The organism is Streptomyces sp. NRRL S-378 (assembly GCF_000720645.1).
In the GTDB taxonomy this organism is placed as follows: Bacteria; Actinomycetota; Actinomycetes; order Streptomycetales; family Streptomycetaceae; genus Streptomyces.
Map to the genome: position 1 here is coordinate 148,588 of NZ_JOBX01000004.1, position 25,520 is coordinate 174,107.

Annotated in this window: 23 protein-coding genes; 4 read left to right on the top strand and 19 right to left on the bottom strand. The window is 71.8% G+C overall.

Features of this window, described 5'->3' with window-relative positions:
- Positions 1-39: 39 nt before the first annotated feature.
- The 12 genes from IH80_RS41410 to IH80_RS0104715 all read right to left on the bottom strand — a co-directional run bounded on the left by IH80_RS41410 (position 40) and on the right by IH80_RS0104715 (position 13,559).
- On the bottom strand, positions 40-1,689 hold the full coding sequence (locus IH80_RS41410) for a PKD domain-containing protein (protein WP_063757247.1): 1,650 nt from the start codon (positions 1,687-1,689) through the stop codon (positions 40-42).
- A gap of 224 nt (positions 1,690-1,913) precedes the next feature.
- Positions 1,914-3,548 carry a hypothetical protein gene (locus IH80_RS40580; RefSeq protein ID WP_030957906.1) on the bottom strand — a complete coding sequence of 545 codons (1,635 nt, stop codon included), beginning with the start codon at positions 3,546-3,548 and terminating at the stop codon, positions 1,914-1,916.
- 151 nt (positions 3,549-3,699) lie between these two features.
- Complete coding sequence (locus IH80_RS0104670) at positions 3,700-4,578, bottom strand: alpha/beta hydrolase family protein (RefSeq protein WP_030957907.1); 879 nt, start codon at positions 4,576-4,578, stop codon at positions 3,700-3,702.
- A 171-nt stretch (positions 4,579-4,749) separates the two neighbouring features.
- The gene (gene kynU, locus IH80_RS0104675) at positions 4,750-5,961 is read right to left on the bottom strand and encodes a kynureninase (protein WP_030957908.1); all 1,212 of its coding nucleotides are present in this window, start codon (positions 5,959-5,961) and stop codon (positions 4,750-4,752) included.
- A complete protein-coding gene (locus tag IH80_RS0104680; protein ID WP_030957909.1) occupies positions 5,954-6,799 on the bottom strand; it encodes a tryptophan 2,3-dioxygenase family protein in 846 nt (281 codons plus the stop codon). The genes kynU and IH80_RS0104680 overlap by 8 nt, the downstream gene beginning before the upstream one ends.
- 166 nt (positions 6,800-6,965) lie before the next feature.
- Positions 6,966-7,379 (bottom strand): DUF3151 domain-containing protein, encoded by a 414-nt coding sequence (locus IH80_RS0104685; protein ID WP_030957911.1) that lies wholly within the window; start codon positions 7,377-7,379, stop codon positions 6,966-6,968.
- 285 nt (positions 7,380-7,664) lie between these two features.
- Positions 7,665-8,687, bottom strand: coding sequence for a class II fructose-bisphosphate aldolase (gene fbaA / locus IH80_RS0104690; protein WP_030957913.1), 1,023 nt, complete (start codon positions 8,685-8,687; stop codon positions 7,665-7,667).
- A 238-nt stretch (positions 8,688-8,925) separates the two neighbouring features.
- Positions 8,926-9,465: an orotate phosphoribosyltransferase gene (pyrE, locus tag IH80_RS0104695; protein WP_030817422.1), complete on the bottom strand. Its 540-nt coding sequence runs from the start codon at positions 9,463-9,465 to the stop codon at positions 8,926-8,928.
- 21 nt (positions 9,466-9,486) lie between these two features.
- Positions 9,487-10,269 (bottom strand): aldose epimerase, encoded by a 783-nt coding sequence (locus tag IH80_RS0104700; protein ID WP_030957914.1) that lies wholly within the window; start codon positions 10,267-10,269, stop codon positions 9,487-9,489.
- A 66-nt stretch (positions 10,270-10,335) separates the two neighbouring features.
- On the bottom strand, positions 10,336-11,181 hold the full coding sequence (locus IH80_RS0104705) for an SRPBCC family protein (RefSeq protein WP_030957915.1): 846 nt from the start codon (positions 11,179-11,181) through the stop codon (positions 10,336-10,338).
- Positions 11,182-11,213: 32 nt separating this feature from the next.
- Positions 11,214-12,857 (bottom strand): polyamine aminopropyltransferase, encoded by a 1,644-nt coding sequence (locus IH80_RS0104710; protein WP_030957917.1) that lies wholly within the window; start codon positions 12,855-12,857, stop codon positions 11,214-11,216.
- Between the two features lie 156 nt (positions 12,858-13,013).
- Positions 13,014-13,559, bottom strand: a complete 546-nt coding sequence (locus IH80_RS0104715; protein ID WP_030957919.1) for a DUF2617 family protein — start codon at positions 13,557-13,559, stop codon at positions 13,014-13,016.
- A 679-nt stretch (positions 13,560-14,238) separates the two neighbouring features.
- Here IH80_RS0104715 and IH80_RS0104720 point away from each other — a divergent pair.
- Both IH80_RS0104720 and IH80_RS0104725 read left to right on the top strand, forming a co-directional pair.
- Positions 14,239-15,429 carry a pyridoxal phosphate-dependent aminotransferase gene (locus IH80_RS0104720; protein ID WP_386392041.1) on the top strand — a complete coding sequence of 397 codons (1,191 nt, stop codon included), beginning with the start codon at positions 14,239-14,241 and terminating at the stop codon, positions 15,427-15,429.
- 198 nt (positions 15,430-15,627) lie between these two features.
- On the top strand, positions 15,628-16,746 hold the full coding sequence (locus IH80_RS0104725) for a glycosyltransferase family 39 protein (RefSeq protein ID WP_234432125.1): 1,119 nt from the start codon (positions 15,628-15,630) through the stop codon (positions 16,744-16,746).
- 10 nt (positions 16,747-16,756) lie between these two features.
- Here the strand turns inward: IH80_RS0104725 and IH80_RS0104730 are convergent, their stop codons facing one another.
- Together IH80_RS0104730 and clpB are read right to left on the bottom strand one after the other, a co-directional pair.
- On the bottom strand, positions 16,757-17,296 hold the full coding sequence (locus tag IH80_RS0104730) for a YbjN domain-containing protein (RefSeq protein ID WP_030957924.1): 540 nt from the start codon (positions 17,294-17,296) through the stop codon (positions 16,757-16,759).
- A 182-nt stretch (positions 17,297-17,478) separates the two neighbouring features.
- Positions 17,479-20,079 (bottom strand): ATP-dependent chaperone ClpB, encoded by a 2,601-nt coding sequence (gene clpB / locus IH80_RS0104735; protein WP_030957925.1) that lies wholly within the window; start codon positions 20,077-20,079, stop codon positions 17,479-17,481.
- A 117-nt stretch (positions 20,080-20,196) separates the two neighbouring features.
- On the opposite strand from clpB, the gene IH80_RS44540 reads away from it, so the two are divergent.
- Complete coding sequence (locus tag IH80_RS44540; RefSeq protein WP_030957927.1) at positions 20,197-20,619, top strand: pyridoxamine 5'-phosphate oxidase family protein; 423 nt, start codon at positions 20,197-20,199, stop codon at positions 20,617-20,619.
- Between the two features lie 134 nt (positions 20,620-20,753).
- Here IH80_RS44540 and IH80_RS0104745 read toward each other — a convergent pair whose 3' ends face one another.
- A complete protein-coding gene (locus tag IH80_RS0104745) occupies positions 20,754-21,068 on the bottom strand; it encodes a hypothetical protein (protein WP_030026718.1) in 315 nt (104 codons plus the stop codon).
- A 356-nt stretch (positions 21,069-21,424) separates the two neighbouring features.
- On the opposite strand from IH80_RS0104745, the gene IH80_RS0104755 reads away from it, so the two are divergent.
- Positions 21,425-22,498, top strand: coding sequence for a hypothetical protein (locus IH80_RS0104755; RefSeq protein WP_051808792.1), 1,074 nt, complete (start codon positions 21,425-21,427; stop codon positions 22,496-22,498).
- Positions 22,499-22,594: 96 nt separating this feature from the next.
- Here IH80_RS0104755 and IH80_RS0104760 read toward each other — a convergent pair whose 3' ends face one another.
- From IH80_RS0104760 to IH80_RS0104775, 4 genes are all read right to left on the bottom strand, one after another.
- Positions 22,595-23,065, bottom strand: a complete 471-nt coding sequence (locus tag IH80_RS0104760; protein ID WP_030957931.1) for a heat shock protein transcriptional repressor HspR — start codon at positions 23,063-23,065, stop codon at positions 22,595-22,597.
- 1 nt (position 23,066) lies between these two features.
- Positions 23,067-24,245, bottom strand: coding sequence for a molecular chaperone DnaJ (gene dnaJ / locus IH80_RS0104765; RefSeq protein ID WP_030957932.1), 1,179 nt, complete (start codon positions 24,243-24,245; stop codon positions 23,067-23,069).
- A gap of 39 nt (positions 24,246-24,284) precedes the next feature.
- Positions 24,285-24,944, bottom strand: a complete 660-nt coding sequence (gene grpE, locus IH80_RS0104770) for a nucleotide exchange factor GrpE (RefSeq protein ID WP_030957933.1) — start codon at positions 24,942-24,944, stop codon at positions 24,285-24,287.
- The coding region (locus tag IH80_RS0104775) for an Hsp70 family protein (RefSeq protein WP_158943286.1) at positions 24,944-25,520 on the bottom strand (577 nt) is incomplete at its 5' end. The genes IH80_RS0104775 and grpE, both read right to left, overlap by 1 nt.

The window sequence follows — 25,520 nt, forward strand, 5'->3', positions numbered from 1 at the left end:
CGCCCCGGGGAGACCGTCCCCGGGGCGCGCGGCGGTGGATCAGTTGGTCTCGTAGTAGCCGAAGATGTCGACGACGAGATCGGTCTTGTCCCAGCCCTGGTTCCAGAAGTCGACGATGCCGTTGTTCCCGGAGCCCGCCTGGACCAGGTTCGGCACGGTCTTGCCGGCCGTCCAGTTCAGGGTCGAGGCGGTGGGGCGCGCCGGGAGGACCCGGCGGCCCTCCCGGTACTGCTGCAGCGTGTTCGGGTCCGGGGCGACCGACAGGAAGCCCGTACCGGCGGTGTTGGTGACCGTCGTGTTGAGGACGTAGCCGGCGATGCCGGGCTCGCCCGCGGACAGTGCCTGCCAGATGTAGCCGCGGGCCGGCAGCGGACCGTGGGGCCAGCGCGGGTCGCGGGTGTCGATCAGCCGGGCCGACTTGATCGGCATGTAGGCGCCCTTGCTGTCGGTGCTGTAGAAACCGACGACGTCGACGATCACGTCCGTGCCGGCCCAGGCGCCGTTGCGGACGTTGATGCTGCCGTCGGGTCCGACCGGCACGATCACCGCGTTCGCGACCGTCTGGCCGGCGGTGAAGTTCAGGTTGGACGTGATCGGGGCGCTCCCGCCGCCCGGGAAGACGGACAGGTGCCCGGCCTCCCCCGGGTTGGTCACCGTCACGTTCAGCGCCACGGCCGTGATGCCTTCCGGCACGCCGCGCAGGCCGCTGATCTTCGTACCGAAGGTCTTCTGCCCCGCCAGCCGGCCCCGGGTGGCACCGAGGCCCTCACGTGTGTCGACGAACCGGACCGGCGTCATCGGCGTGTAGCCGGCGGCGTCGGTGCGCGTGAAGTAGCCGGTCACGTCGGCGATGAGGTCGACGGACTCCGAGCCGCGGTTGGCGAGCTCGACGTAGCCGTTCTTGCCGACGGGGACGATGACCAGGTTGGGGACGGACTGGCCGGCCTCGAAGTTCACGTTCGAGGTCGTCGGCCGCTCGGTGCCCTCGGCGAACGCCGTGATGTGCCCGCCGCCGGTGGTGTTCGTGACGGTCACGTTGAGGGCGACGGCGGTGACCCCCTCCGGTATCGCGCCGTTGCCGCCGACCTGCACCCGGGTCGAGCCGTACGCGGGGACCTTGCCCCGGACCGCGCCGGTCCCGTCGCGGGTGTCCAGCAGGCGGGTCGGGGTGTGCGCGACGAAGTCCGAGCCGGCGGTCATGACCGGGAACTCGTTGACGACCTCGGCCTGGTTGGCCGGGTCCGTCACGGTGACCCGGACGTTGTACTCGCCGAGCCTCGCGTAGGTGTGACTGCTCTTCAGCACGGTCGAGCCGTACGCGTCCATGCCGTCGGGGCTGCTGCCGTCACCCCAGTCGACGGTGACCTTCAGGGTGGAGTCGGCGCTGATGACGGTGGTGTTCAGGTCGAACGCGTGCGCGGTGGTGGCCGCGGCGTTCAGGACGAGGGCCAGGTCCGGGTTGCCGGCCGCCTGCTGGGTGGACACCCCGCCCTTGGCGGCGGTCGGGGCCTTGCGGACGGAACGTTCCGCCGGGCTCTTGAAGGTGTTCAGGTTCGGCGCCGCGGCCTTGGTCAGGTCCACGGCGGGCGCACCCACGCCGGGCGGGACCGCTCCGGGCGCGACCGGCTCCGCGGCCCGGGCGATGCCCGGCGCGAGACCGATGGTTGCCGCGATGACGGCGACGGACATTACGAGACGGCGACTGCGCACCGATCCCCCCCATTTTTGAACGTGCTCAGGTCTGAGCCCCAGAGTACATAGATCTTCGTCCGCGAGATCGCGAAGACGGGGGCGAGCAAGGGGAGTTGCCCCGTTTCTGACCCGAACTCATCCCTATGTCCAGGAGGAACGGGCGAGGGCCCGTCCGATCGCAGGATCGGACGGGCCCTCGCCGTCGTGCGCGGACCGGCGGATCAGTCGGTCTCGTAGATGCCGTAGAAGTCGACGATCAGGTCGGCGTCCTTCCAGCCCTGGTTCCAGAAGTGGACGATGCCGTGCTCGCCGTCGCCGGCCTGCACCAGGTTCGCGACGGTGGCGCCCTTGGTCCAGTTCAGGCTGGAGGAACCGGGACGGGGTGGCACAGGCGCCCCGGGCCGGTCGTTCACCAGCCACGGGAAGGGGCTCGGGGCGACGGAGAGGAATCCGGAGTCCACCGTGTTGGTGACGGTGGTGTTGAGCACGAAGGCCTCGTCGGCCGCGGGGTCGTCATCGGGCGCGTACCACTGGGGGATGTACCCGCGGGCCGGCAGGCGCCCGCCCGGCCACCAGCTTTCGGGATCGCGCGTGTCGAGCGTCCGCCACGGGCCGATCGGCCGGTACGCCGCCCTGCTGTCCTTGCTGTAGTGGCCCACGACATCGACGATCACGTCCGCACCGGCCCAGGCGCCGTTGAAGACACTGATGCTGCCGTCCGCGCTCACGGGCACGATCACGGAGTTGGCGACCGTCTGCCCGGCGGTGAAGTTCAGGCTCGACGCGGTCGGGGCCGGGCCGCCGGGGAAGACGGACAGGTGTCCGGCCTCCTTCGGGTTGGTCACCGTTACGTTCAGCGCCACGGCCGTAATGCCCTGGGGCACCCCCTTCAGGCCGCTGACCTGCGTACTGAAGGTACCCCGCCCGGCGAGCTGGCCCTTGGTCGTGCCCAGGCCCTCGCGGGTGTCGACGAACCGCGACGGGGTCATCGAGGTGTAGCCACTGCCCCCGGTACGGACGAAACGGCCCGTGATGTCGGCGATCAGGTCGACCGAGCTCCAGCCGCCGTTGAAGAGCTCCACGTAGCCGTCGGCGCCCACCGGCACGATGACCATGTTCGGGACGGACCCACCGGCCGTGTAGTTGAGGTTCGACGTGTCGGGCCGACCGGAGCCCTTGTCCCCCGACCACACCGTGACGTGGCCGCTGTCGGTGGTGTTGGTGACGGTGACGTTGAGGGCGACCGCCGTGAGTCCGTCCTGGAAGTCGCGACTGGACGCCACCTTCACGCGGGTCGAACCCCGCCCGGGAACCTTGCCGGCGCTCGTGCCCGTACCGTTGCGGGTATCCAGCATCCGGGTCGGGTCGAGCGGTACGAACTTGGCGCCCGGGGTCACGAACGCAACCTCGTTGGCAGCCTGGACTCCGTTGGCGACGTCGGTCGCAGTGACCTTCACCTTGTAAGTGCCGAGCTCGGCGTACGAGTGCGCGTGGGACAGCGCGCCGGACCCCTTGATGCTCGCCTTCTCCGTCCGGCCGTCGCCCCAGTCGATGACGACGTCGAGCGAGGAGTCCGGTGCAGTGATCTTGGTGTCGATCACCAGCCCGTATGCGCTGTCACTTCGGCCATCGATCTCCACCGCGATCCCCGGGTGGTCGGCGGCGGCCTTGTTGCCGGCGCCCGGCAATGCCGTGCGGACCGTGCGGTCGGCAGGGCTGTGGAACTTGCTGCCCGCGGGCTTCGCGCCCCTCTCGGCCTTGGCCTGGCCCGGCGTGACTGGCTTGCCCGGTCCCCCGGCCGCCGAGGCCATGCTCGGGCTGATCCCGAGACCCGCCGCCACGAGGGCAGCGGTCACTACGAGTCGGTGATTGCGCACCGGCCCCCCCATTTTTTGTTGGTCTTGACGCAAACTGATCAAAGCTCGACCAGAGTACGCAGCGTGACGGCCATCCCCGCCACCGGTTTCCGCCCTGGTCAGGGGCCGTGCAGCGGAGGGACGCAGTCCGTTACCAGGCCAGCTGGGAGATCTCCTCCGCGACCACCGCGCAGGCGTCGGCCGCCGGATCGATCAGCGGGAAGTGCCCGACCCCGTCGAGGAGGGTCAGCCCCACCATCTCCCCCGCCTTGGCCGCCGCCGCCACGTACGCCTCGGCCACCGCTTGCGGGACCACGATGTCGTCCCGGCCGTGGACCACCGTCGTGGCGATGCCGGTCGGCAGCAGCGACGCCGGGTCGGCCGACGGCAGCCGCTCGTCCCAGTGGTCCGCACCGCCCAGCAGTTGCGCGCTCGCCCCGCCGCACACACCCAGTTCCTCCGCCACCGCGAAGTCCGCGATCGGCGCCAGCGCCACCACCCCGCGCAGCATCGGCGGGGCCGGCAGCCGCCACGGGGAGCCGTACGGGAGCACGTGCCGGGCCGCGGCCCACAGCGCGAGGTGGCCGCCCGCCGAGTGGCCGGTGACGACCACACGGCGGACGTCCGCCTGCGGCAGGGCGGTCCCGACGAGGCCCGGCAGGGCGTCCATCGCCGCGGCGACGTCGTCGAAGGTCTCCGGCCAGCGCCCGGCGACCGGCCCCCCGGCGCCCTGGTGCGGCAGGGAACTCCCGCGCCGGTACTCGACGTTGGCGACGGCGAAACCACGCCGGGCCAGAAAGTCCGCGAAGGGCGTGATGTGCTGCCTGTCGTAGGGGTCCCGCCACGCGCCGCCGTGCAGGACCACCACCAGCGGCACCGGGCCCCGGGTGTCGCCGCGCGGGGCGTAGAAGTCGACGACGTGGTCCGGGTGTTCTCCGTACGCGGCCGTCAGGTCCGGCGCGACCGCCGGATGGGCGAAGGCCGAGGCGGCCTCGGCGGCGTCCCGTTCCACGGCGGCGGGGTCCGTCATCGGCTCAACCTCTCGGTAACGCGTGGGACAGCGGGGACAGATGTTCCGGTGTTCCGGCAGAGCGGGACCGTATCAGTCTGGAACAGCAGGTTCCGTGCGGGGCCGGGAATATGAGCGGGCGGACGGAGCCGTAGCCCCGCCCGCCCAGCGATGTGACGTTTCGCTACCGCGTCACCCGAAAATGTGACCCAGGGTGCGCGCGGCGCGCTCCGCGTCGGCGAAACCGACGTAGAGCGGGGTGAAGCCGAAGCGCAGGACGTCGGGTGCGCGGAAGTCGCCGATGACGCCCCGGGCGATGAGCTCCCCCATGACCTCGCGGGCGTTCTCGCACCGCAGCGAGACCTGGCTGCCGCGGTGCTCGTGCTCGGCCGGGGTGACCGACTCCACCAAGCCCGGCGGGACGTACGCCGCCACGCACTCGAGGAAGAAGTCGGTCAGGGCGAGGGACTTGGCGCGCACCGCCTCGACGGCGACGCCGTCCCAGGCGTCGAGCGCCGACTCCAGCGCCAGCATGGACAGGATGTCCGGGGTGCCGACGCGGCCGCGGGTCGCGCCCCGCGCCGCCTCGTAGTCCGGGGTCATCGCGAAGGGATCCGCGTGGCCGTTCCAGCCGGGGAGGGGGGAGTCGAAGGCGTCCTGATGACGGGCGGCGATGTACAGGTACGCGGGGGCGCCCGGGCCTCCGTTGAGGTACTTGTACGTGCAGCCCACCGCGAGGTCGACGTCGTGCTCGTCGAGCCCCACGGGCAGGGCGCCCGCGGAGTGGCAGAGGTCCCAGACCACGACGGCGCCCGCGGCGCGGGCCGCCGCCGTGAGGGCCGGCAGGTCGTGGAGCCGGCCGCTGCGGTAGTCGACGTGGTTGAGGAGCACCACCGCGGTGTCCGCGTCCATCGCCTCCGCCGCTCGCGAAGGGTCGACCGGGACGACGGTCAGGCCCGCCAGCCGGGCCGCCGACTGTGCGATGTAGCCGTCGGTGGGGAAGGTGGCGGAGTCGACCAGCAGCTTCGTCCGGCCGGGAGCCGCGAGACGGGCGCCGCCGACCAGGGCCTTGAAGAGGTTGACGCTGGTGGAGTCGCCGACGACCACCTGGCCGGGGGCGGCGCCGACCAGCGGGGCGATCTTGTCGCCTATTCGCTCGGGCGCGGTCCACCAGCCGCTCTCGTCCCAGGAGCGGATGAGGAGCTCGCCCCACTGCCGGGCGACGACGTCGGCGGTGGTCGCGGCCACGCCGGCCGGGAGCGCGCCGAGCGAGTTGCCGTCCAGGTAGACGACGCCGTCGGGGAGCGTGAAGCGCTCGCGCAGCTTCGCGAGCTCGTCGGCTGCGTCCAGGGCGGCCGCGCGGTCGCGCAGGTCGGTCCCGGAGTCCGTGGAAGGCTCAGACATGGCTGCGCGCCGTCCAGAGCTCCGGGAAGACGTTCTTCGTCGCGCGCTTCTCCAGCCAGGTCACACCGGCCGAACCGCCCGTGCCGGTCTTCGCGCCCATCGCGCGGCGGGTGGCGACCAGGTGGTCGTTGCGCCAGCGCCAGACGAGTTCGGCGACGTCGGTGAGGACCTCGCCGAGCCGGTGGAGGTCCAGGTTCTCGTCGGGCGCGGCGTACAGGCCGGTCCAGACGGCCTCGACCTCGGCCGAAGCCTCGTAGCGCTGCGAGAGGTCGCGGTCCAGGACGGACTCCGGGACCGGCAGGCCACGGCGGGCCAGCAGCCGCAGCACCTCGTCGTAGAGGCTCGGCTCCTGGAGGGCCTTCTCCAGCTCCGCGTGGACGCGCGGCGCGCCGCGGTGCGGCACCAGCATGGAGGCGGACTTCTCACCGAGCAGGAACTCCATCCGGCGGTACATCGCCGACTGGAAACCGGAACCTTCACCGAGGGCGCCGCGGTAGGCGTTGAACTGCGCCGGGGTGAGCTGGGCGAGCGGGCGCCAGGAGGCGTTGAGGGCCTCCAGCTCACGAAGGGAACGTTTCAGCGCGTCCATCGCGACCGGGATCCGGTCCTCGCGCAGCGCCTTCGCGGCGGTTTCCCACTCGTGGACGATGACCGTGAACCACAGCTCCATGACCTGGGTCGTGACCAGGAAGACCATCTCGCCGGGGTCGTCCGAGCGGAGGTGCTGGAGGTGGGTGAGGACGTCCGCCTGGACGTAGTCCTCGTACGGGGTCGTGCCGTCGAAGTCGAGGTTCGGGGTGTCCCCGCCGACTCCGGAGGCATCAAGGGTGTTCGACATCGCTGTCTCCTCGACACGTGCTTCCGGGTAGCGGTCCGCTCCTTCCGTGAGGTGAGTGGAGCCCCGGTCCCCTGCCCGCATCATAGGGCGCCGTCGCGCCGGCGCTCCAGCGGGGAGTGACGCAGACCACATGAGATGTCCGCGTGTCACTCCCCGCTGTACGGCCTCAGACGCTCAGCGTGTCCGCCGCCGTCGGCGAAGAGTCGCGCAGGAAGGTCGTGCAGCGCTCGAACTCCTCCTTCTCGCCGATCGCCTCGGCCGCGCGGGCCAGGGCGTGGAGGGCGCGCAGGAAACCACGGTTCGGCTCGTGCTCCCACGGGACCGGGCCGTGGCCCTTCCATCCGGCGCGGCGCAGGGCGTCGAGGCCACGGTGGTAGCCCGTACGGGCGTAGGCGTACGACTCCACCGTGCTGCCGGCGGCGAAGGCCTCGTCGGCGAGCACCGCCCAGGCGAGGGAGGAGGTGGGGTGCGCGGCAGCCACCTCGACGGCCGGGGTGCCGGCGGCGATGGCCTCGCGGCCCGGCTCGTCGGGGAGGTGGGTGGGGGCGGGGCCCCCGAGGAGGTTCTGGTGAATGGACATGCCCCCAGTCTGCCGGGTGCGGTGATCCGCAAAACCCGCCGTCTCCCCTCTGGCCCCGGCCCGGTCGTCCCCGGCACCCCCGGACGCGGTGGTCCCGCGGGCTGCGGGGGGGGGACCGGCGTCGGCGAACGCCGGACGGCCCGGCCCCCGTCCTGGGACGTCGGCGAACGCCGGACGGCCCGGCCCCCCTCGTGGGACGTCGGCGGACGCCGGAGGGCCCGGCCGCCGTCCTGGGACGGGGGCCGGGCCCTCCTGTGCGCCTGCTGCCGCGACTGCGGCGGCCGACTACTTGATCCTGGTGCCGGCGGAGCGCAGGTCCGCGCACGCCTCGACGACGCGCGCGGCCATGCCGGCCTCGGCGGCCTTGCCCCAGGTGCGCGGGTCGTACTTCGACTTGACGCCGACCTCGCCGTCGACCTTCAGGACACCGGCGTAGTTGCTGAACATGTGGTCCACGACCGGGCGGGTGAAGGCGTACTGGGTGTCGGTGTCCAGGTTCATCTTCACGACGCCGTTCTCCAGCGCGGTAGCGATCTCCTCGGCCGTGGAGCCCGAACCGCCGTGGAAGACGAAGTCGAACGGCGAGGCCTTGCCGAACTTCTCCGCCACACCGGCCTGGAGGTCCTTGAGGAGCTCGGGGCGCAGGACGACGTTGCCCGGCTTGTAGACGCCGTGGACGTTGCCGAAGGAGGCGGCCAGCAGGTAGCGGCCCTTCTCGCCCAGGCCCAGGGCCTCGGCGGTACGGATCGCGTCCTCGACCGTGGTGTAGAGCTCGTCGTTGATCTCGTGGCTGACGCCGTCCTCCTCGCCGCCGGTCGGGGTGATCTCGACCTCAAGGATGATCTTCGCCGCGACGGCCTTGGCGAGCAGCTCCTGGCCGATGGCCAGGTTGTCGGCCAGGGTCTCGGCGGAGCCGTCCCACATGTGCGACTGGAAGAGCGGGTTCAGACCGCGGGCGACGCGCTCGGCGGAGATGTCCAGGAGCGGACGTACGTAACCGTCCAGCTTGTCCTTGGGGCAGTGGTCCGTGTGCAGGGCGACGGTGATGTCGTACTTGGCGGCGACGATGTGCGCGAACTCCGCCAGGGCGACCGCACCGGTGACCATGTCCTTGTTGTGCTGGCCACCCAGGAACTCCGCACCACCGGTGGAGATCTGGATGATGCCGTCGCTCTCGGCCTCCGCGAAGCCCCGCAGCGCGGCGTGCAGGGTCTGGGACGAGGTCACGTTGATGGCCGGGTAGGCGAACTTGCCTGCCTTCGCCCGGTCGAGCATCTCGTTGTAGACCTCGGGGGTTGCGATGGGCATCTGTCCGCTCCTTGGATGTGCGGGGAGTGTGCTTATTACGGGCCCTGACCTGGGGGCGACGTCATCGTCGCGCTTATCTTTCCAGACTCCGCGCACGGGTCCAGCCCACCGGTCTCACGTGGTGGGCGAACGGCCCGGGATGTTTCACGTGAAACATCCCGGGCCGCGGGGTAAAGCCAGGTCAGGGCCGTCTCACCGGCGGCCGCGAACCTTTGTCATCCGTTGTCGCAGTGGCCGGTCAGGACAGGCCGAGGTCCTCGAGGCGGTAGCCGGTGAGATACGGCAGGCCCGCCTCGGCGATGGCGTCGGCCGCACCGCGGTCGACGATCGTGGCGACGGCGACGACCTCACCGCCGGCCTCGCGGACGGCCTCCACGGCGGTCAGCGGGGACCCGCCGGTGGTCGAGGTGTCCTCGACGACCAGGCAGCGCTTGCCCTTCACGTCGGTGCCCTCGATGCGGCGCTGCATACCGTGCGCCTTCTGCGCCTTGCGGACGACGAAGGCGTCCAGGCGCTGACCGCGCGCGGCGGATGCGTGCAGCATCGAGGTGGCGACCGGGTCGGCGCCCAGGGTCAGGCCGCCGACGCAGTCGAAGTCGAGCTCGGCCGTGAGGTCGAGCATGACCTGGCCGACCAGCGGGGCCGCCTCGCCGTCGAGGGTGATCCGGCGGAGGTCGATGTAGTAGTCGGCCTCCCGGCCGGAGGAGAGGATCACCTTGCCGTGCACGACGGCCTTGTCCTTGATCTGCTGCAGAAGCGCATCCCGTACGTCACTCATGCCGACGAGCTTAGTTGCGGGCTAGGCGAGCCGCCGCCACGTCCAGGTCGTGGAGACCTCCAGCGGGTCGACGGGGGTGACCAGGCGCGGAGCGGTGTTGATCCCGTTCGGCGGGCCGGACTGCGGCTCGACGCAGACGGCCTCGTCCTCCTGGTCGTAGACGACCACCCATTCGGACCTGCTGGTGATGCGAAGTTCCAGGGCGCCGGGCCAGGTGAGGGTGACGTCGACCCCGTCGGGCATGCCGAAGCAGTCGTCCCAAGGGCCGGGCTTCGGGTCGATGCGGTTGCCGGTGGGGAGGTGGTCGGCGCCGCGCTCCTCCTGCCAGGCGGGGTCGAAGGAGATCTCCACGTCCTGGCCACCGAGGTTGCGCAGGAACCAGGGGTGCCAGCCGGCCTGGGCCGGGAAGGAGTCCCCGTACGTCTCCACGCCCATGGTGAGGGTCAGCGAGTCCTCGGTGAGCGTGACGACCTGGGTGACCCGGCCGGGGGCCGGCCACGGGTCGACGAGGTCGTAGATGAAAGCGGCCTCGGTGGGGGTGGCTCCGGCGGGCCGCCACCGCGCGTCACGGCCGAAGCCGTGCAGGGCGTGCGGCGGGTGATCGAGGGGCATCTGGTGGACGGTCGCACCGTTGTGGAAGCGGCCGTCCTTCATACGGCCGCACCACGGCACCATCGGGAACGATCCGTACCGCGGCCCCTGGCGCAGCAGCTCGGTCCCGTCGATGCGCAGGCTGCCGATCCGGCAGCCGTTCTCCTGGTCGACAGTCACCTCGGTGCCGCCGGCGCTCAGTTGCGTACTCATGCGGTCGACCCTAGGGGGTGTCCCGCCCGTTAGGTGTCGTGCCGTCGAGGGGGCCGAGGGCGCAGGTCAGCGGCGGCGGCGCAGGGCACGGCCGATGACGACGGCCGAGGCGATCGCGAGCGCCGCGGCCGGGGCGATCCAGCGCATGCTGTCACCGGGGGCGGTCGCGGCCGGCGCGGGGACCGGGGCGTACCGGCCGCGCGGGGGCGCGTGGTCCACCTCCTCGGCGCTACGGCCGATCATGGTGCGGCGGGCGTGGGCGGCCTCGGCCGGCGGCCGTGCGGCTCCGGCTGCGTCGTCCTCGAAACCCCCGGCCAGGAACGGGTCCAGGGAGGGGTCCAGGGACGGGGGCGGCACCTCGGTCTCGAAGAGCGTGGCACTGACCTCGGTGACGTCGTCGTCCGGCCCCGCCGGACCGTCGGCGTCCTCGGCCTCGTCCTCGCGCTCCGCCGCGTCCTCGGCCTCGGCGACCGGGTCGCCGATCGCGGACCCGACGGCCAGCTGGGCCGCGGCCCGGTCGAGCAGTCTGCGCAGGGCGGTGGCCGCGGCCTCGGGGGCGAAGGCGGCGGCGCGTCCGTCGGCGGCGGCGCGGGCGGTGACGTCCAGCCGGGTCCCGTCCGGGGCCGGGGTCAGACGCAGGTCGAGCGAGAACTTCACGGTGCCGCTGCCGCGTACCTCCGTGCCCTCACCCTCCATGGTGAAGTGGCCGGGGTCCTGTTCGATGACGGCTGCGGACCCCCGGTAGGTCACGGTGCTCCCGCCGGCCCGCACCTTGAGCCGCCCGGAGAGCGGGCCGACGCCCGTGTCGGCGTCCTGCTGGAGTCCCGGCACGCACCGGGCCACCCGTGCGGGGTCGCGCAGCACGGCGCGGAGGTCGTCTGCCGGTACCGGGACGAACACCTGATGCTCCATGCGGTCGAGCCTACGGCCTGGACCGCACCGGGTCACGAATACCGCGGGTGCGGCAGCGTCGACGGCGGAAGTCCGCTCATCCGGAAGCGTTCGGCGTCGCGCGCCGCGTCCTGGAGGGAGCCGGTCGTCAGCGAGCGCAGCGCGGGCGTCTCACGGTCCACCCGCAGCCGGGGCTCCTGGTCGCGGGCGGCCAGGACGAAGCCCCAGTCCCGGGGCGGCTCGCCGGTCCCCCCGAGGGGGGTCCGGTCGGGTCCGGCGGCGAAGCCCGTGAGGCGGCCGCCCGCGCTGTAGGGGGCGGTGCGCAGCCCGGCCGCGCGCAACGTGGAGTCGACGGTCCAGTACGTACGGGGGCGCGTCGCCAGCGGCCCGGCGTGCACGGCCATCCGGCCGCCGGGGGCCAGGGCCCGCGCGGCCAGCCCGTAGAACTCCTGTGAGTACAGCTTCGTGCTGGGGGTGATGCCGGGGTCGGGGAGGTCGGAGACGATCACGTCGAAGCGGTCGTTCGCGGCGGGCCCGCGCAGCCAGCGGAAGGCGTCCTGGTTGACGACGGCCAGGCGCGGGTCGGCGTACACCCCGGCGTTGAGCGCGGAGAGCATGGGATCGGTGCGGGCGAGGCGGACCACGCCGGGGTCGACCTCGACGACGGTGACGGAGGCGACGTCCCGGTAGCGGAGCACCTCGCGGGCGGCGAGCCCGTCGCCGCCGCCGAGGACCAGGACCCGGGCGTGCGGGCCGGTCATGGCGGGGTGGACCAGGGCCTCGTGGTAGCGGTGCTCGTCGTAGCCGCTGACCCGCAGCCGACCGTCGAGGTACAGGTCGAGGGAGCGCGGGGAGCCGGTCGCGGGGCCGGTGAGCACCAGCTCCTGCACCCCGGTCTGGACGGCGACGCGCACCTCGGAGCCGTAGACGGCGCGCCGGGCGACCCGCTCGAAGTCGTCGGCCAGGACGGTCGCGGAGGCCAGCACGACGAGGACGGCGAGGTTCACAGCGATCAGCAGCCAGCGGCAGCGCCTGCTCAGGTCGTGGCGGAAGAGCCACAGGACCAGCCCGCCGCCGACGACGGCGTTGACGGTGCCGGTGAGCATGGCGCCGGTGAGCTGGCCGAGCATCGGCAGCAGCAGGAACGGGAAGGCGAGACCGCCGACGAGGGCGCCCACGTAGTCGGCGGCGAACAGGTCGGCGACCGCGCCGCCGGCGTCCTGTCTGCGGATGCGCTGGATGAGGACCATCAGCAGCGGGATCTCCGCGCCGATGAGCATGCCGATGGCGAAGGAGAACGCGACGAGCGCGGGACGGGACTCGCCCAGCCAGGCGAAACTCGCGTACAGCGCTATGGCGGAGAGGCCTCCGAGGAGGGCGAGCCCGGCCTCGATGACGGCGAAGCCGAGGGCGGGCCGGTGCCGCAGGCGTTTGGCGAGCAGGGAGCCGACGCCCATGGCGAAGACCATGACGGACAGCACGACCGACGCCTGGGTGACGGAGTCGCCGATGAGGTAGGTGCCCAGGGCGAGGAGCTCCAGCTCGTACACGAGCCCGCAGGCGGCGCAGACGAACACGGTGGCCAGGACGAGGAGTCGGCCGGTCCGGGGCCGTACGGGCAGGGCGGCCGGACCGGCCGCGGCGCCTCCCGGCTCCGGAGCCGGGAGGACCCGGCGCGGGACGGAACGGTCGATCATGAAGCGAACCGTACGTCACCGCCCACTCGCATCCGGTCACCCACATGGGTGCAAGTGGTGCATTGATTCGGCCAGTTGGCGTAACCACATCGCACGCCCCGCACCGCGCAGCGCCGACCGGCCGCACACCGCCCGGCAGCCCGTCCCCCGCACGGCCTACAGCAGGGCGGGCGATTCCAGGGGCGGGGTCGCGGCGCCCATCCGGAGCGCGACCCGCGTCCGGGTGGCCACCAACTGCCCTTCCTGCGGGTACGCGTGCCAGGTGCGCCACCGCACCTGACCCTCGTACCGCTGGGCGAGCATGGCGGTGAAGGCGTGCGGGCTGCCCGGGAACGTCCCTGCCAGTCCGTTCGGGTGATCCGCCACCAGGGCGAGCAGCTCCTGCGCCCGCCCCGCGAAGGATCCCCGGGACAGGGTCTCGACCCGCGCCGCGAACTCGTACTCCCAGTCGCCCACCCGCTTCGCGACGCCCAGCGGCAGCGGCGTACTGCTGCCGGGCATGCAGGCGACCGTCTCCGAACAGAGCACGTCCCGCTCCTCCAGCAGAACCTGATGGGAGGCCCCGAGCAGGCGCAACTCGACCTTCGCACCCGAAAGTTCGAGGTTCAGTACGGCCAGGGCGGGCAGCCGGTCCCGACCCAGGGCCCAGGCGAGATCGGCGGCACGCGTGTCGGTGTATGAGGTCTGGAGGGTCGTGAGCATGAGTCGGCTCCGCAAACGCGCGAGGGAGATGGGCCGGGCCCGCCAGCGGTAGCAAGCACGGGTGGGGGGAAACCGGCACGGGTCCACAGGAAGTCCAGGGAGGTCCGAGGACTGGTCTACTCAACCGAGGGAATCATGAAAGGCACGGCACTCACAGCGTTTTTACCCAAGTTGAAGGGGTTTACATCCCCCCGGGGGCTCGGCAGTTCACGTGTTCAACAGGTTGCGTCCCGCGCGTCGGGATGCATGGACGACGCGCGGGGCGCCCGACGGGAAGCGGACCGTCGGACGCCCACGTCAGGACGGCGCCGGCCGCCCCGTATCAGCTGCCGCCGCCGCACCCCCCGCCCCCGCAGGAGGACGAGGAACCGCACGAGGACGACGACCCGCAGCCCGCCGAGCCGCCGTCGCCGGCCCACCAGCTGCGCCGGCCGCCCCCGCTGCGGCGCGGCCGGCGCGGACGCGAAGCGTGCACGGACCGGGACCGGACGAGCCGGCTCCAGAGGAAGACGATCCCCAGACACAGCACGAGCACTACCAAGACGAACTCCATGTCCGCCCCTCTCTCACGCCCCGGTTCCCCCGGGGAGCGGGATCCCCGCGTCCCGCGTGCAGGGGGGATGCCCTCGGCCCGCACGGCCCAAAGCACACTTGAGCAAGTCCAGAGGTTGCCCGCAGGATGGCGCCCATGAGCGCACCCGTGAGCAGCGACCGCCCCTTCCTGAACCGCCGGCTGGCGGCCTTCGGCACCACGATCTTCGCCGAGATGTCGGCACTGGCCGCACGCACCGGGTCGATCAACCTCGGCCAGGGCTTCCCCGACACCGACGGCCCGGCGCAGATCGCCGAGGCGGCCTCCCGCGCGGTCCTCACGGGCCTCGGCAACCAGTACCCGCCCGGCCCCGGCGTCCCGGAGCTGCGCACCGCGATCGCCGCGCACCAGCAGCGCTTCTACGGCCTCGGCCACGACCCCGACACCGAGGTCCTCGTCACCGCGGGCGCCACGGAGGCCATCGCCGCCTCCCTCCTCGCGCTCCTGGAGCCGGGTGACGAGGTCATCGCCCTGGAGCCGTACTACGACTCCTACGCGGCCTGCATCGCGATGGCCGGCGCCACCCGCGTCCCCGTCACCCTGCGCCCCCACGACGACGGCTTCGTCCTCGACCTGGACGAGCTGCGCGCCGCCGTCACCCCGCGCACCCGGCTCCTCCTGCTGAACACCCCGCACAACCCGACGGGCACCGTCCTGACCGCGGACGAGCTCACGGCGATCGCCGCGCTGGCGGTGGAGCGCGATCTGCTGGTCGTCACGGACGAGGTGTACGAGCACCTGGTCTTCGAGGGCTCCCACCTCCCCCTGGCGGGCTTCCCCGGCATGCGCGAGCGCACGGTCACCATCGGCAGCGCGGGCAAGACGTTCTCGTTCACCGGCTGGAAGGTCGGCTGGATCACCGCCCCGCCGGCGCTCGTCTCCGCAGTCCGCGCGGCGAAGCAGTTCCTCACCTACGTCTCCTCGGGCCCCTTCCAGTACGCCGTCGCGGAGGCCCTGCAGCTGCCGGACGCCTACTACGACGCCTTCCGCGCCGACCTCGCCGCCAAGCGCGACATCCTCGCCGACGGCCTCGCGTCGGCCGGCTTCCAGGTCTTCCGCCCGCAGGGCACGTACTTCATCACCACCGACATCACCCCCCTCGGCGAGAAGGACGGCCTCGCCTTCTGCCGCGCCCTGCCGGAGCGCTGCGGGGTCGTCGCCATCCCCAACTCCGTCTTCTACGACGACAAGTCCGCCGGCGCCGCGCAGGTCCGCTGGGCGTTCTGCAAGAAGACCGAGGTCCTCGAAGAGGCCGTGGAGCGGCTGCGGCGCCTCTGAGCCGGCCGGCCGGCGGCGCGGCCGTCGGGCCGCGGCCCGGGCGTGCCCGATGTCACCCGGGCTTCCGGGCCATTCACCCACGGAGGGACGCGGGGACGCTTAAGGTGCCCGAGGCTCCTCCTGGTCCGGATGGGCGTCCTCACGCACGCGCGCAGGAAGTCGGGGTAGATGACGGCGACGGGCAGTACGTCTGTTTTCGTGCGGCCGCGGGACGTCAGGGCCGTCGGGGTGCCCACGGCCGCGCTCGCGCTCGGCGTCTTCGCCGCCGTCCGCGTGGCCGGGGCCGCCGTGCTGGCCCTCGCCGCCTGGTGGGCAGGGCGCAGCCCCGTACGGGTGCTGGGGCACTCCTGGGACTCCGTCTGGTACCTCGCCATCGCCCGGCACGGCTACGGCCGCACCCAGATCTGGCCCGTCACCGGGCTGGTGCAGAGCGATTACGCCTTCTTCCCGCTCTACCCGGCGCTGGTGCGCCTGGCCGGCGGCGGCGAGTGGGGAGGGCTGCTGGTCTCCTGGACCGCGGCCGCGGTGGCCGCGGTCGGCGTGTACCGGATCGGGGAGCTGGTGGCCGGGCGGCGCGTCGCACTGCTGCTGGTCGCGCTGTGGGCGGCGGTGCCGCACGCGGTGGTGCTCACCCTCGCCTACACCGAGCCGCTGCTGGTCGCGCTCGCCGCCTGGTCGCTGTACGCGCTGCTGCGCGAGCGCTGGCTGCTCGCCGGGTCGCTGGCGCTGGTCGCGGGGCTGACCCGGCCCACGGGGATCGCCGTGGCGGCGGCCGTGTCCGTCACGGCCCTGCACGCGCTGCTCGTCCGAAGATCCCGCCCGCCCGAGGTGTGGGTGGCCGGGCTGCTGGCGCCGGCGGGCTGGCTGGCGTACGTGGTGGCCGTCGGGGTGCGCAGGGGGGACCCGGCGGGGTACTTCACCGTGCAGCGGCAGTGGGGGTCCCGCTTCGACGGGGGCGGGTACGCGCTGTCCATGACCTGGCGGGTGCTGAGCGGCGAGCCCGTGGCGCTCGCCACCGCCGTCACCGCGGTGCTGCTGGGCACCGCCCTGCTGCTCGCGGTCCTGCTGCTGTTCAACCGGCCGCCGCTGCCGCTGCTCGTCTACACCGCGGTGCTGCTGGTGATCGCCGTGGGCGGGGCGGGCTACTTCGAATCGAAGCCGCGCTTCCTGCTTCCGGCGTTCCCGCTGCTGCTGCCGCTGGCCGCCGTGATGGCGCGAGCCCGGCCGCGCTCCGCGGTCGTGGTGACCGCGGGGCTGGCCGGGCTCGGTTACGGCTACGGGGTCTACCTCCTGGTGTTCGCCAAGATGCCCCTGTGAGACGGCGGGGTCAGTTCTCCCCGCCGTCCTCGTCCTCGCCGTCGGCGGAGTCGATGTCCTTCTCCAGTCCGAGCTGCTCCGTGAGCCACTTGTCGAACTCGATGGACGCGCGGACCCAGCTGACCGTGGAGGACACGAAGTGCTCCAGGTTGACGCCGGTGCCGATCAGCATCTGCGCCTCGCCGATCAGGCGGACGGAGCCGTCGTCGTGCGTGTGGCTGTAGACCTTCGGCCACAGCGTGCGACGGTTCCAGTCGTCGATCGACTCGAGGAGCTGCGGCTTCTCGTCGATCTTGTGCGGACGGTCGTAGAAGGTCCGCACCGAGAAGACCTGCTGCTCCGCTTCGCCGCGGAACATGAAGTACGTACGGAACTCCTCCCACGGCGCCGCGAGGTCACCCTCGTCGTCGACGACGTACTTGAGCTCCATCTGCTCCAGCAGCTGCTTGACCAGATCCTGGTCGGGGACGACGGGGCCCGCCGGTCCTGTGGCCTGCGGATCGGGCTGCTGCCCTCCGAAGTTCGGAATCGAGGCCGGGTCGATGCTCACCGTGTACTTCCCTTCGTGCGGATACTTGCATCCTCCCCCATCCCGCCCACCCCATGTCCAGCCCGACGGTCACGGATCCGCTGCGGGCGGACAGGAGTGCACCCCGCGCACGTTCCTGTACGCGGGGTGCCCGGGCGTGGGCCCGGCCGAAGGCCCGGTGAGAAGGCCCGTCGCGGGCCCGGTCAGAGGGCCTTGCCCACCAGCAGGTCCTCGCCGGCCACGTCGACCCGTACGGTGTCGCCGTCGCGCACCTCGCCGGAGAGGATCTCCTTCGCCAGGCGGTCGCCGATTGCCGTCTGGATCAGGCGGCGCAGGGGCCGGGCACCGTACGCCGGGTCGTTGCCCTTGTCCGCGACCCAGGCCAGGGCCTCGGGGGTGACGTCCAGGGTGAGGCGCCGGTCGGCCAGGCGCTTCGCGAGACGGCGGATCTGGAGCTCGGCGATGTGCGCCAGCTCGTCCCGGCTCAGCGCGGAGAAGACCACCAGGTCGTCCAGGCGGTTGAGGAACTCCGGCTTGAAGCTCGCCCGGACCACGTCCAGGACCTGCTGCTGCTTCTGCTCGGCAGAGGTGGCCGGGTCCATCAGGAACTGGCTGCCCAGGTTCGAGGTCAGGATCAGGATGGTGTTGCGGAAGTCGACGGTGCGGCCCTGGCCGTCCGTGAGCCGGCCGTCGTCCAGGACCTGGAGCAGGATGTCGAAGACCTCCGGGTGGGCCTTCTCCACCTCGTCGAGGAGCACCACGCTGTACGGGCGGCGGCGGACGGCCTCGGTGAGCTGGCCGCCCTCCTCGTAACCGACGTATCCGGGCGGGGCGCCGACGAGCCGGGCCACGCTGTGCTTCTCGGAGTACTCCGACATGTCGATGCGGACCATGGCCCGCTCGTCGTCGAAGAGGAAGTCGGCGAGCGCCTTGGCCAGCTCCGTCTTGCCCACGCCCGTCGGCCCGAGGAAGAGGAAGGAGCCGGTCGGCCGGTCCGGGTCGGCGATGCCGGCACGGGTGCGGCGCACGGCGTCGGAGACGGCCCTCACGGCCTCGGTCTGGCCGATCAGGCGGCGGCCCAGCTCGTCCTCCATGCGGAGCAGCTTCTGGGTCTCGCCCTCCAGCAGGCGGCCCGCGGGGATGCCGGTCCAGGCGCCCACCACGTCGGCGATGTCGTCCGGGCCGACCTCGTCCTTGACCATCGTGTTCTTCGAGGCGCCGGCCTTGGAGGCCTCGGCCTCCTCCTCGGTGGCCTCGGCCAGCTCGCGCTCCAGGGCCGGGATCTCGCCGTAGAGCAGCTTGGAGGCGGCGTCGAAGTCGCCGTCGCGCTGGGCCCGCTCGGCCTGGCCGCGCAGGTCGTCCAGGCGCTCCTTGAGCTCACCGACCCGGTTGAGGGACTGCTTCTCCTTCTCCCAGCGGGCGGTCAGGCCGCGCAGCTCCTCCTCCCGGTCGGCGAGGTCCTTGCGGATCTTGTCGAGACGCTCGCGCGAGGCCGGGTCGGACTCGTTGTTCAGCGCCAGCTCCTCCATCCGCAGGCGGTCCACCGAGCGCTGGAGCTCGTCGATCTCGACGGGCGAGGAGTCGATCTCCATGCGCAACCGGGACGCGGCCTCGTCGACGAGGTCGATGGCCTTGTCGGGCAGGAAGCGGGAGGTGATGTACCGGTCGGAGAGGGTCGCGGCGGCGACGAGCGCGCTGTCGTTGATGACCACCTTGTGGTGCGCCTCGTAGCGGCCCTTGAGCCCGCGCAGGATCGCAATGGTGTCCTCGACGGACGGCTCGGCGACCAGCACCTGCTGGAAGCGCCGCTCCAGCGCCGGGTCCTTCTCGATGCGCTCGCGGTACTCGTCGAGGGTGGTCGCACCGACCATGCGGAGCTCGCCGCGGGCCAGCATGGGCTTGAGCATGTTGCCGGCGTCCATGGCGGAGTCGCCGCCGGCGCCCGCTCCGACGACCGTGTGCAGCTCGTCGATGAAGGTGATGATCTGGCCTTCGCTGGACTTGATCTCCGCGAGGACGGTCTTGAGCCGTTCCTCGAACTCACCGCGGTACTTGGCGCCGGCGACCATGGCGCCGAGGTCCAGGGAGACGAGCCGCTTGTTCTTCAGGGACTCGGGCACGTCGCCCTTGACGATGCGCTGGGCCAGGCCCTCGACGACGGCCGTCTTGCCGACGCCGGGCTCGCCGATGAGCACCGGGTTGTTCTTGGTGCGGCGCGAGAGCACCTGGACGACGCGCCGGATCTCGTGGTCGCGGCCGATGACCGGGTCGAGCTTGCCATCGCGGGCGGCGGCCGTGAAGTCGGTGCCGAACTTCTCCAGGGCCTTGTACTGGCCCTCGGGGTCGGGGGTGGTCACCCGCCGTGCTCCTCGTGCGTTCTGGAAGGCGTCCAGCAGCTTCTTCGCCGTCGCGCCCTGGGTGGAAAGGACCTCACCGGCCGCGCCGCCCTTGGCGGCGATGGCGATGAGCAGGTGTTCGGTGGAGAGGTACTCGTCGCCGAGCTCGCCGGCCTCGCTGTCGGCCTCGGCCAGTACGGCGAGCAGGTCGCGGGTGGGCTGCGGCGGCGCCACCGTGGAACCGGTGACGCTGGGCAGTGCGGCGAGGAGGCGTTCCGCGCCGCTGCGCACGGCGGCCTGGTCGGCCTCCGTCGCGATCAGCAGGTCGGTCACGTTCTCGTTGTCCTCGCCGGCGAGCAGGGCCAGCAGCAGGTGCGCGGGGGTCAGATCTGCATGGCCTTCCTTGACGGCCCTGCTGGTGGCCGCGTTCAGCGCGTCCCGGCTCTTGTTGGTCAGCTCGGCGTCCACTGCGTCTTCTCCTCTCCGAGGGATCCCCAACTGGGTCTGACAGAGTCAGCGTATGCAAAGTTGAGTCTATTCCACTCAAGGCAGTTGAGGGGACGGCTTCCCCGTACCCTTCGGGCCATGTCCCATGACGTACTCAACCCGACGCCCGAGTACCTCGCCTTCTGGCGGGAGCGGCACGTCTGCACGCTGACCACCCCGCGCCCCGACGGGACCCCGCACGTGGTGCCGGTGGGCGTGACGTACGACCCGGAGGCCGGCCTGGCCCGGGTGATCAGCAACAAGCACAGCAAGAAGGTCCGCAACGTCCTGGCCGCGCAGGCCGCGCAGGCCGCGCAGGACGGCGGGGCGCGGGTGGCGGTCTGCCAGATGGAGGGGCGACGCTGGGCCACGCTGGAGGGCCGTGCGGTGATCCGCACGGACGAGGCGTCGGTCGCCGACGCGGTGGCGCGTTACGCGGAGCGGTACGGGCGGACGCCGTCGCCCAATCCCGACCGTGTGGTCGTGGAGATCACCCTCGACCGGGCGATGGGGCGCGCGTGAGCCTTTGATCCTTCATCTTGTCCGGATCACGCACTGGACGGCGGCATCACAACGGCGCCATCGTGGTCAGGTCCACGATGGCGCCGTTGTGTGGGGGTAGCGCCTGAGCGATCTGCAACGACGGGGGAATCGCTTCAGGCACTGCGGGGGGTGGCGGTGGTGATGTCGGGCTCGAAGAGCTGGTGGTCCCGCTGATCGAGATTGACGAAGACCATTCCGTAGCGCACCTCGCAGCGGACGGGCTGCGGCGCGCCGCGCGGGCGGCGCAGGCACCGGTAGGCACGTACGTCCTCGTCCTCCTCGCGCACGATGACGATCGGTTGGCCGAAGAGGGTGACCATCAACGAGTCGCCGGGGTGGGGGATGGCCGTGGCGAGGTCGATGAACTGCCAGCCCGAGCGGTACGCGGACGCCATCTCGCGGCGGAAGCCGCGGTCGTCGGGGGTCATGCGGACACCGTCGCAGGAGCCTCGGTCCAGCCGGTGTCGTCCTTGCCGCCCAGCTCTGCGGCGGTCCAGCCGGTGTCCGCGTACTTGCCCACGGGCGCCGTGGTCCAGCCGGTGTCGAACTCCGTGCTCGTCAGGCTCGTACCCTGACCGTCCCTAGCGCTCCCCGCGTCACTTTCGACGGCGCTGACTGCCCCAAAAACCGCAACGGCGGAGAAACCTATGGCAAGCACCGAGCGAAGCATTCTCTTGTACATGGTCGGCTTCGTCCTCACTTGATGGAATCCTCTCCCCCGCGTGTCAGACGATGGCTCATTCAGGCACGTCAATGCCACAGGGACGATGCATCATGTTCTTGCATGTTCAGGACCCTGGGGGGTGGAGATTTGACGCAAAAACCGACAATGGCGACACATCCCCACCCCGTCACGTCCATGTGCGCCGAGGGGACGCGGCTCTACGCGGCTGCCCTGAGCACCGGCCGGATAGCCCGGGGAGAGATCCAGAACGCCCCCTGCCTGCTGGAACTCGCCCTTCTACAGCCCGATCCGGATGACGCGAACCAGCTCCGCCCGGTTCCCCCGTCCGTGGCTTTGGCTCAACGGCTCCATCCGATTGAACGCGAGATCCAGGACCGCCGACGCAGCGCTGTAGATCTCACCGACACTTTCGAGCCTTTCCTGGCCATCAGCGCACAGAGTCCGGCCGACACCCATGCCATCACGGTGCTGGAGGGTTTCGAAAGGATCAACGCCGCGCTGAACCTCGCGACGGCCGAATGCCACACCGAGGTGCTGACGGTCCAGCCGGGCGGAGCGCGGCCCTCCGAGGCCCTCACACAGGCCCTGGAGCGCGACCAGCCGCTGATCGACCGCGGGGTCAGCATACGGACCCTCTACCAGCACACCGCACGGCACAGCCAGGGCACCCTCGCCTACGTGGACCGCATCTCCACCGGCAAGGTCGAGATCCGCACCCTCGAAGAGCTGATAGAGCGCCTCATCATCTTCGACCGCACGGTCGCCTTCATCCCCGTGAGCGACGACCGCCGGGTGGCGCTGGAACTGCGCCACCCCGGCCTCGTCGACTACCTCATCAAGGTGTTCGAGCAGCTGTGGCACCGCGCCGTGCCCCTGACGGAAGAGGTGACGTACCGCAGCACCCCCGGCGGCGTCACCGGCGTGCAGCGCACCATCGCCCAGCTCCTCATCGAGGGGCACGTGGACGAGGCCATCGCCCGGCGCCTGGGGATGAACGTGCGCACCTGCCGCGCCCACATCGCCAAGCTCGCCACCACCCTCGGCAGCGGCAGCCGGGCCCAGCTCGGCTACCTCATCGCCCAGTCCGGCATCCTGGGCCGCCCCTCCGCCCCGCAGGAGTGCGAGGACCCCGCCGCGGACGGGGACCCGGAGCACGGCCCGGAAAGCCTCTAGAAGGCCTCGGGAAAGCCCTCTGGAAAGCCCTCTGGCCCCGCCCTGGGAGGGGCGGGGCCAGAGGGTGTGCTCCGGGGGGGCCGGGCGACCTGCCGGTCAGTCCAGCGGGCGCTTGGGGCTGGGGCGCCAGACCACCAGGGCGCTGCCCGGCTGCGGCGGCTGGTACGGGACCAGGTCGCGCCGGTACGAGGCGTGCACCTGGGCCTCGCGGGCCCGCAGCGTGGCGGCGGCGCCGTCCACCGCGGCCGAGAGCTCCGCGACGCGCTGCTGGAGCGCGGCCACCTGGTTCTCCAGTTCGATGATCCGCTTGATGCCCGCCAGGTTGATGCCCTCGTCCTGGGACAGCGCCTGCACCGTGCGGAGCAGCTCGATGTCCCGGGCCGAATAGCGCCGGCCGCGGCCGGCCGTACGGTCCGGGGAGACGAGGCCGAGACGGTCGTACTGGCGGAGGGTCTGCGGATGCAGGCCCGAGAGCTGGGCGGCCACCGAGATCACGTAGACCGGGGTCTCGTCGGTGAGTTGGTAGGCACCATTTCCCAGACGGGACTGTCGTCGGCGGCCGTCCATGTCATGCTCCCTTCGCGGACTCGAACAGCGCGGAGCGCGGGTCCTGCGACTCCGTCGCCTCGCGGTACATCTCCAGCGCCTCGCGGGCCTTGTCGGACAGCTCGGTCGGAACCGCCACTTCCACGGTGACCAGCAGGTCCCCGCGGGTGCCGTCCTTGCGGACCGCACCCTTCCCGCGGGCCCGCATCGTACGCCCGTTCGGGGTGCCCGGGGGCAGTTTCAGCGTCACGGACGGTCCGTTCAAGGTCGGGACCTTGATGTCGGCGCCCAGTGCCGCCTCCGCGAACGTCACCGGAACGGTCACCGTCAGGTTGTCGTCCTTGCGGCCGAACACCGGGTGCGTCCCGACGTGCACCACCACGTAGAGGTCACCGGCGGGACCGCCGCGCTCGCCCGGGGCGCCCTTGCCGCGCAGCCGGATCCGCTGGCCGTCGGAGACGCCCGCCGGGATCCTGACCTGCATGGTGCGGGAGCTGCGGGCCCGGCCGCTGCCCTTGCAGACGTCGCAGGGGGTCTCCGCGATCAGGCCGCGGCCCTTGCAGTCCGCGCAGGGGTCGGTCAGCGAGAAGCCGCCGCCGCTGCCGCGCGAGACCTGGCCGGTGCCGACACAGGTCGGGCACACCCTGGGCGTGCCGTTCTTGTCGCCGGTGCCCGAACAGGCCTTGCACGGCGCCTGCGAGGACATCCGGAGCGGGACCGTGGCCCCGTCCACCGCCTCCGTGAAGGAGAGGGTGACCTCCGACTCGATGTCCTGGCCGCGGCGCGGCTGGGTGCGGGTGCCCGCACCCGGGCCGGCGCCGCGGTTGAAGAGGCCGCCGAAGACGTCGCCCAGGCCGCCGCCGAAGCCGCCGGCCTGACCGCCCTGCTGGGTGCCCCCGAAGAGGTCGCCCAGGTCGAAGTTGAACGACCCGCCGCCGCCCGGCCCGGGGCGGAAGCCGCCGTTGCCGAACAGGGCGCGCGCCTCGTCGTACTCCTTGCGCTTCTTGGCGTCCCCGAGGATGTCGTTCGCCTCGGAGATCTCCTTGAAGCGCTCCTCGGCGGCGGCGTCGCCCTTGTTGGCGTCCGGGTGGAACTCGCGCGCGAGCTTCCGGTACGCCTTCTTGATCTCGGCCTCGGTGGCGTCCTTCGGGACACCGAGGACCTTGTAGTAGTCCTTCTCCACGAAGTCCTTCGTGCTCATCCCCGGTGTCCCTCCTCCCGTGCCGCTACGTGTCCTGCATCAGCCCTCGTCGGCTGCATCCGCGTCCTCGCCGGACGGCTTGTCGCCCTCCGCGGACTCGGACTTGGGGGCCGCGCCCGGCTGGGGCTCGGCCACCGCGACCCGTGCGGGACGGATCGTACGCTCGCCGATCCGGTACCCCGGCTGCAGGATCGCCACGCAGGTCGTCTCGGTGACGTCCGGCGCGTACGAGTGCATCAGGGCCTCGTGGACCGTCGGGTCGAAGGGCTCGCCCTCCTTGCCGAACTGCTGCAGGCCCATCTTGGCGGCGACCGTCTCCAGCGACTCGGCCACCGACTTGAAGCCGCCGACCAGCTCGCCGTGCTCCCGCGCCCGGCCGATGTCGTCGAGCGTCGGCAGGAGCTCCGTCAGGAGGGACGCGACCGCGATCTCCTTGACGGTGATCCGGTCCCGCTCCACCCGGCGGCGGTAGTTCTGGTACTCCGCCTGGAGCCGCTGGAGGTCCGCGGTGCGCTCACCGAGTGCGGTACGGGCCTGGTCCAGCTGCGCCAGCAGGGCCACATCCTGTGCGCTGTCCCCGGCCGGGGCCGCACCCTCCGCCGTGTCGGCGGAGTCGGCGGCCTTCGGCTCGGCGTCGTCCTGAGCGGCGTCGGCGGGGACTTCGGGCTTCTCGTCGAAGCCCGGGGTCTCCTCCGACATCAGGCAGCGCCACCCTTCGGCTTCTCGTCGTCGACGATCTCGGCGTCGACGACGTCGTCGTCGGCCTTGGCCTGGCCCGCGTCACCGGCGGCACCGGCGGCGCCCTGGGCGGCCTGTGCGTCGGCGTAGATCGCCTGGCCGAGCTTCTGGCTCACCGCGGCGAGCTTCTCGGTCGCGGTGCGGATCTCGCCGGTGTCCTCGCCCTTGAGCTTCTCCTTCAGCTCGGCGACGGCCGCCTCGACCTCGGTCTTGACCTCGGCCGGAACCTTGTCCTCGTTGTCCTTGACGAACTTCTCCGTCTGGTAGACGAGCTGCTCGCCCTGGTTGCGGGACTCGGCGGCCTCCTTGCGGCGCAGGTCCTCGTCCGCGTACTGCTCCGCCTCCTGGCGCATGCGGTCGACCTCGTCCTTGCCGAGCGAAGAGCCGCCGGTGACGGTCATCTTCTGCTCCTTGCCCGTGCCGAGGTCCTTCGCGGTCACGTGCATGATGCCGTTCGCGTCGATGTCGAAGGAGACCTCGATCTGCGGGACGCCACGCGGGGCCGGCGGCAGGCCGGTCAGCTCGAACATGCCGAGC

What these genes read in the sequence shown, in the direction of transcription:
- IH80_RS0104745 (WP_030026718.1), bottom strand. Translation starts at nt 21,068, where the DNA reads ATGACCCCCGACGACCGCGGCTTCCGCCGCGAGATGGCGTCCGCGTAC.
- IH80_RS0104755 (WP_051808792.1), top strand. Translation starts at nt 21,425, where the DNA reads ATGTTCAGGACCCTGGGGGGTGGAGATTTGACGCAAAAACCGACAATG.
- IH80_RS0104685 (WP_030957911.1), bottom strand. Translation starts at nt 7,379, where the DNA reads ATGTCCATTCACCAGAACCTCCTCGGGGGCCCCGCCCCCACCCACCTC.
- IH80_RS0104760 (WP_030957931.1), bottom strand. Translation starts at nt 23,065, where the DNA reads ATGGACGGCCGCCGACGACAGTCCCGTCTGGGAAATGGTGCCTACCAA.
- IH80_RS0104680 (WP_030957909.1), bottom strand. Translation starts at nt 6,799, where the DNA reads ATGTCGAACACCCTTGATGCCTCCGGAGTCGGCGGGGACACCCCGAAC.
- IH80_RS0104710 (WP_030957917.1), bottom strand. Translation starts at nt 12,857, where the DNA reads ATGATCGACCGTTCCGTCCCGCGCCGGGTCCTCCCGGCTCCGGAGCCG.
- IH80_RS0104670 (WP_030957907.1), bottom strand. Translation starts at nt 4,578, where the DNA reads ATGACGGACCCCGCCGCCGTGGAACGGGACGCCGCCGAGGCCGCCTCG.
- IH80_RS0104700 (WP_030957914.1), bottom strand. Translation starts at nt 10,269, where the DNA reads ATGAGTACGCAACTGAGCGCCGGCGGCACCGAGGTGACTGTCGACCAG.
- grpE (WP_030957933.1), bottom strand. Translation starts at nt 24,944, where the DNA reads ATGTCGGAGGAGACCCCGGGCTTCGACGAGAAGCCCGAAGTCCCCGCC.
- IH80_RS41410 (WP_063757247.1), bottom strand. Translation starts at nt 1,689, where the DNA reads ATGTCCGTCGCCGTCATCGCGGCAACCATCGGTCTCGCGCCGGGCATC.
- kynU (WP_030957908.1), bottom strand. Translation starts at nt 5,961, where the DNA reads ATGTCTGAGCCTTCCACGGACTCCGGGACCGACCTGCGCGACCGCGCG.
- IH80_RS0104705 (WP_030957915.1), bottom strand. Translation starts at nt 11,181, where the DNA reads ATGGAGCATCAGGTGTTCGTCCCGGTACCGGCAGACGACCTCCGCGCC.
- fbaA (WP_030957913.1), bottom strand. Translation starts at nt 8,687, where the DNA reads ATGCCCATCGCAACCCCCGAGGTCTACAACGAGATGCTCGACCGGGCG.
- dnaJ (WP_030957932.1), bottom strand. Translation starts at nt 24,245, where the DNA reads ATGAGCACGAAGGACTTCGTGGAGAAGGACTACTACAAGGTCCTCGGT.
- pyrE (WP_030817422.1), bottom strand. Translation starts at nt 9,465, where the DNA reads ATGAGTGACGTACGGGATGCGCTTCTGCAGCAGATCAAGGACAAGGCC.
- IH80_RS0104715 (WP_030957919.1), bottom strand. Translation starts at nt 13,559, where the DNA reads ATGCTCACGACCCTCCAGACCTCATACACCGACACGCGTGCCGCCGAT.
- IH80_RS44540 (WP_030957927.1), top strand. Translation starts at nt 20,197, where the DNA reads ATGTCCCATGACGTACTCAACCCGACGCCCGAGTACCTCGCCTTCTGG.
- IH80_RS0104720 (WP_386392041.1), top strand. Translation starts at nt 14,239, where the DNA reads ATGGCGCCCATGAGCGCACCCGTGAGCAGCGACCGCCCCTTCCTGAAC.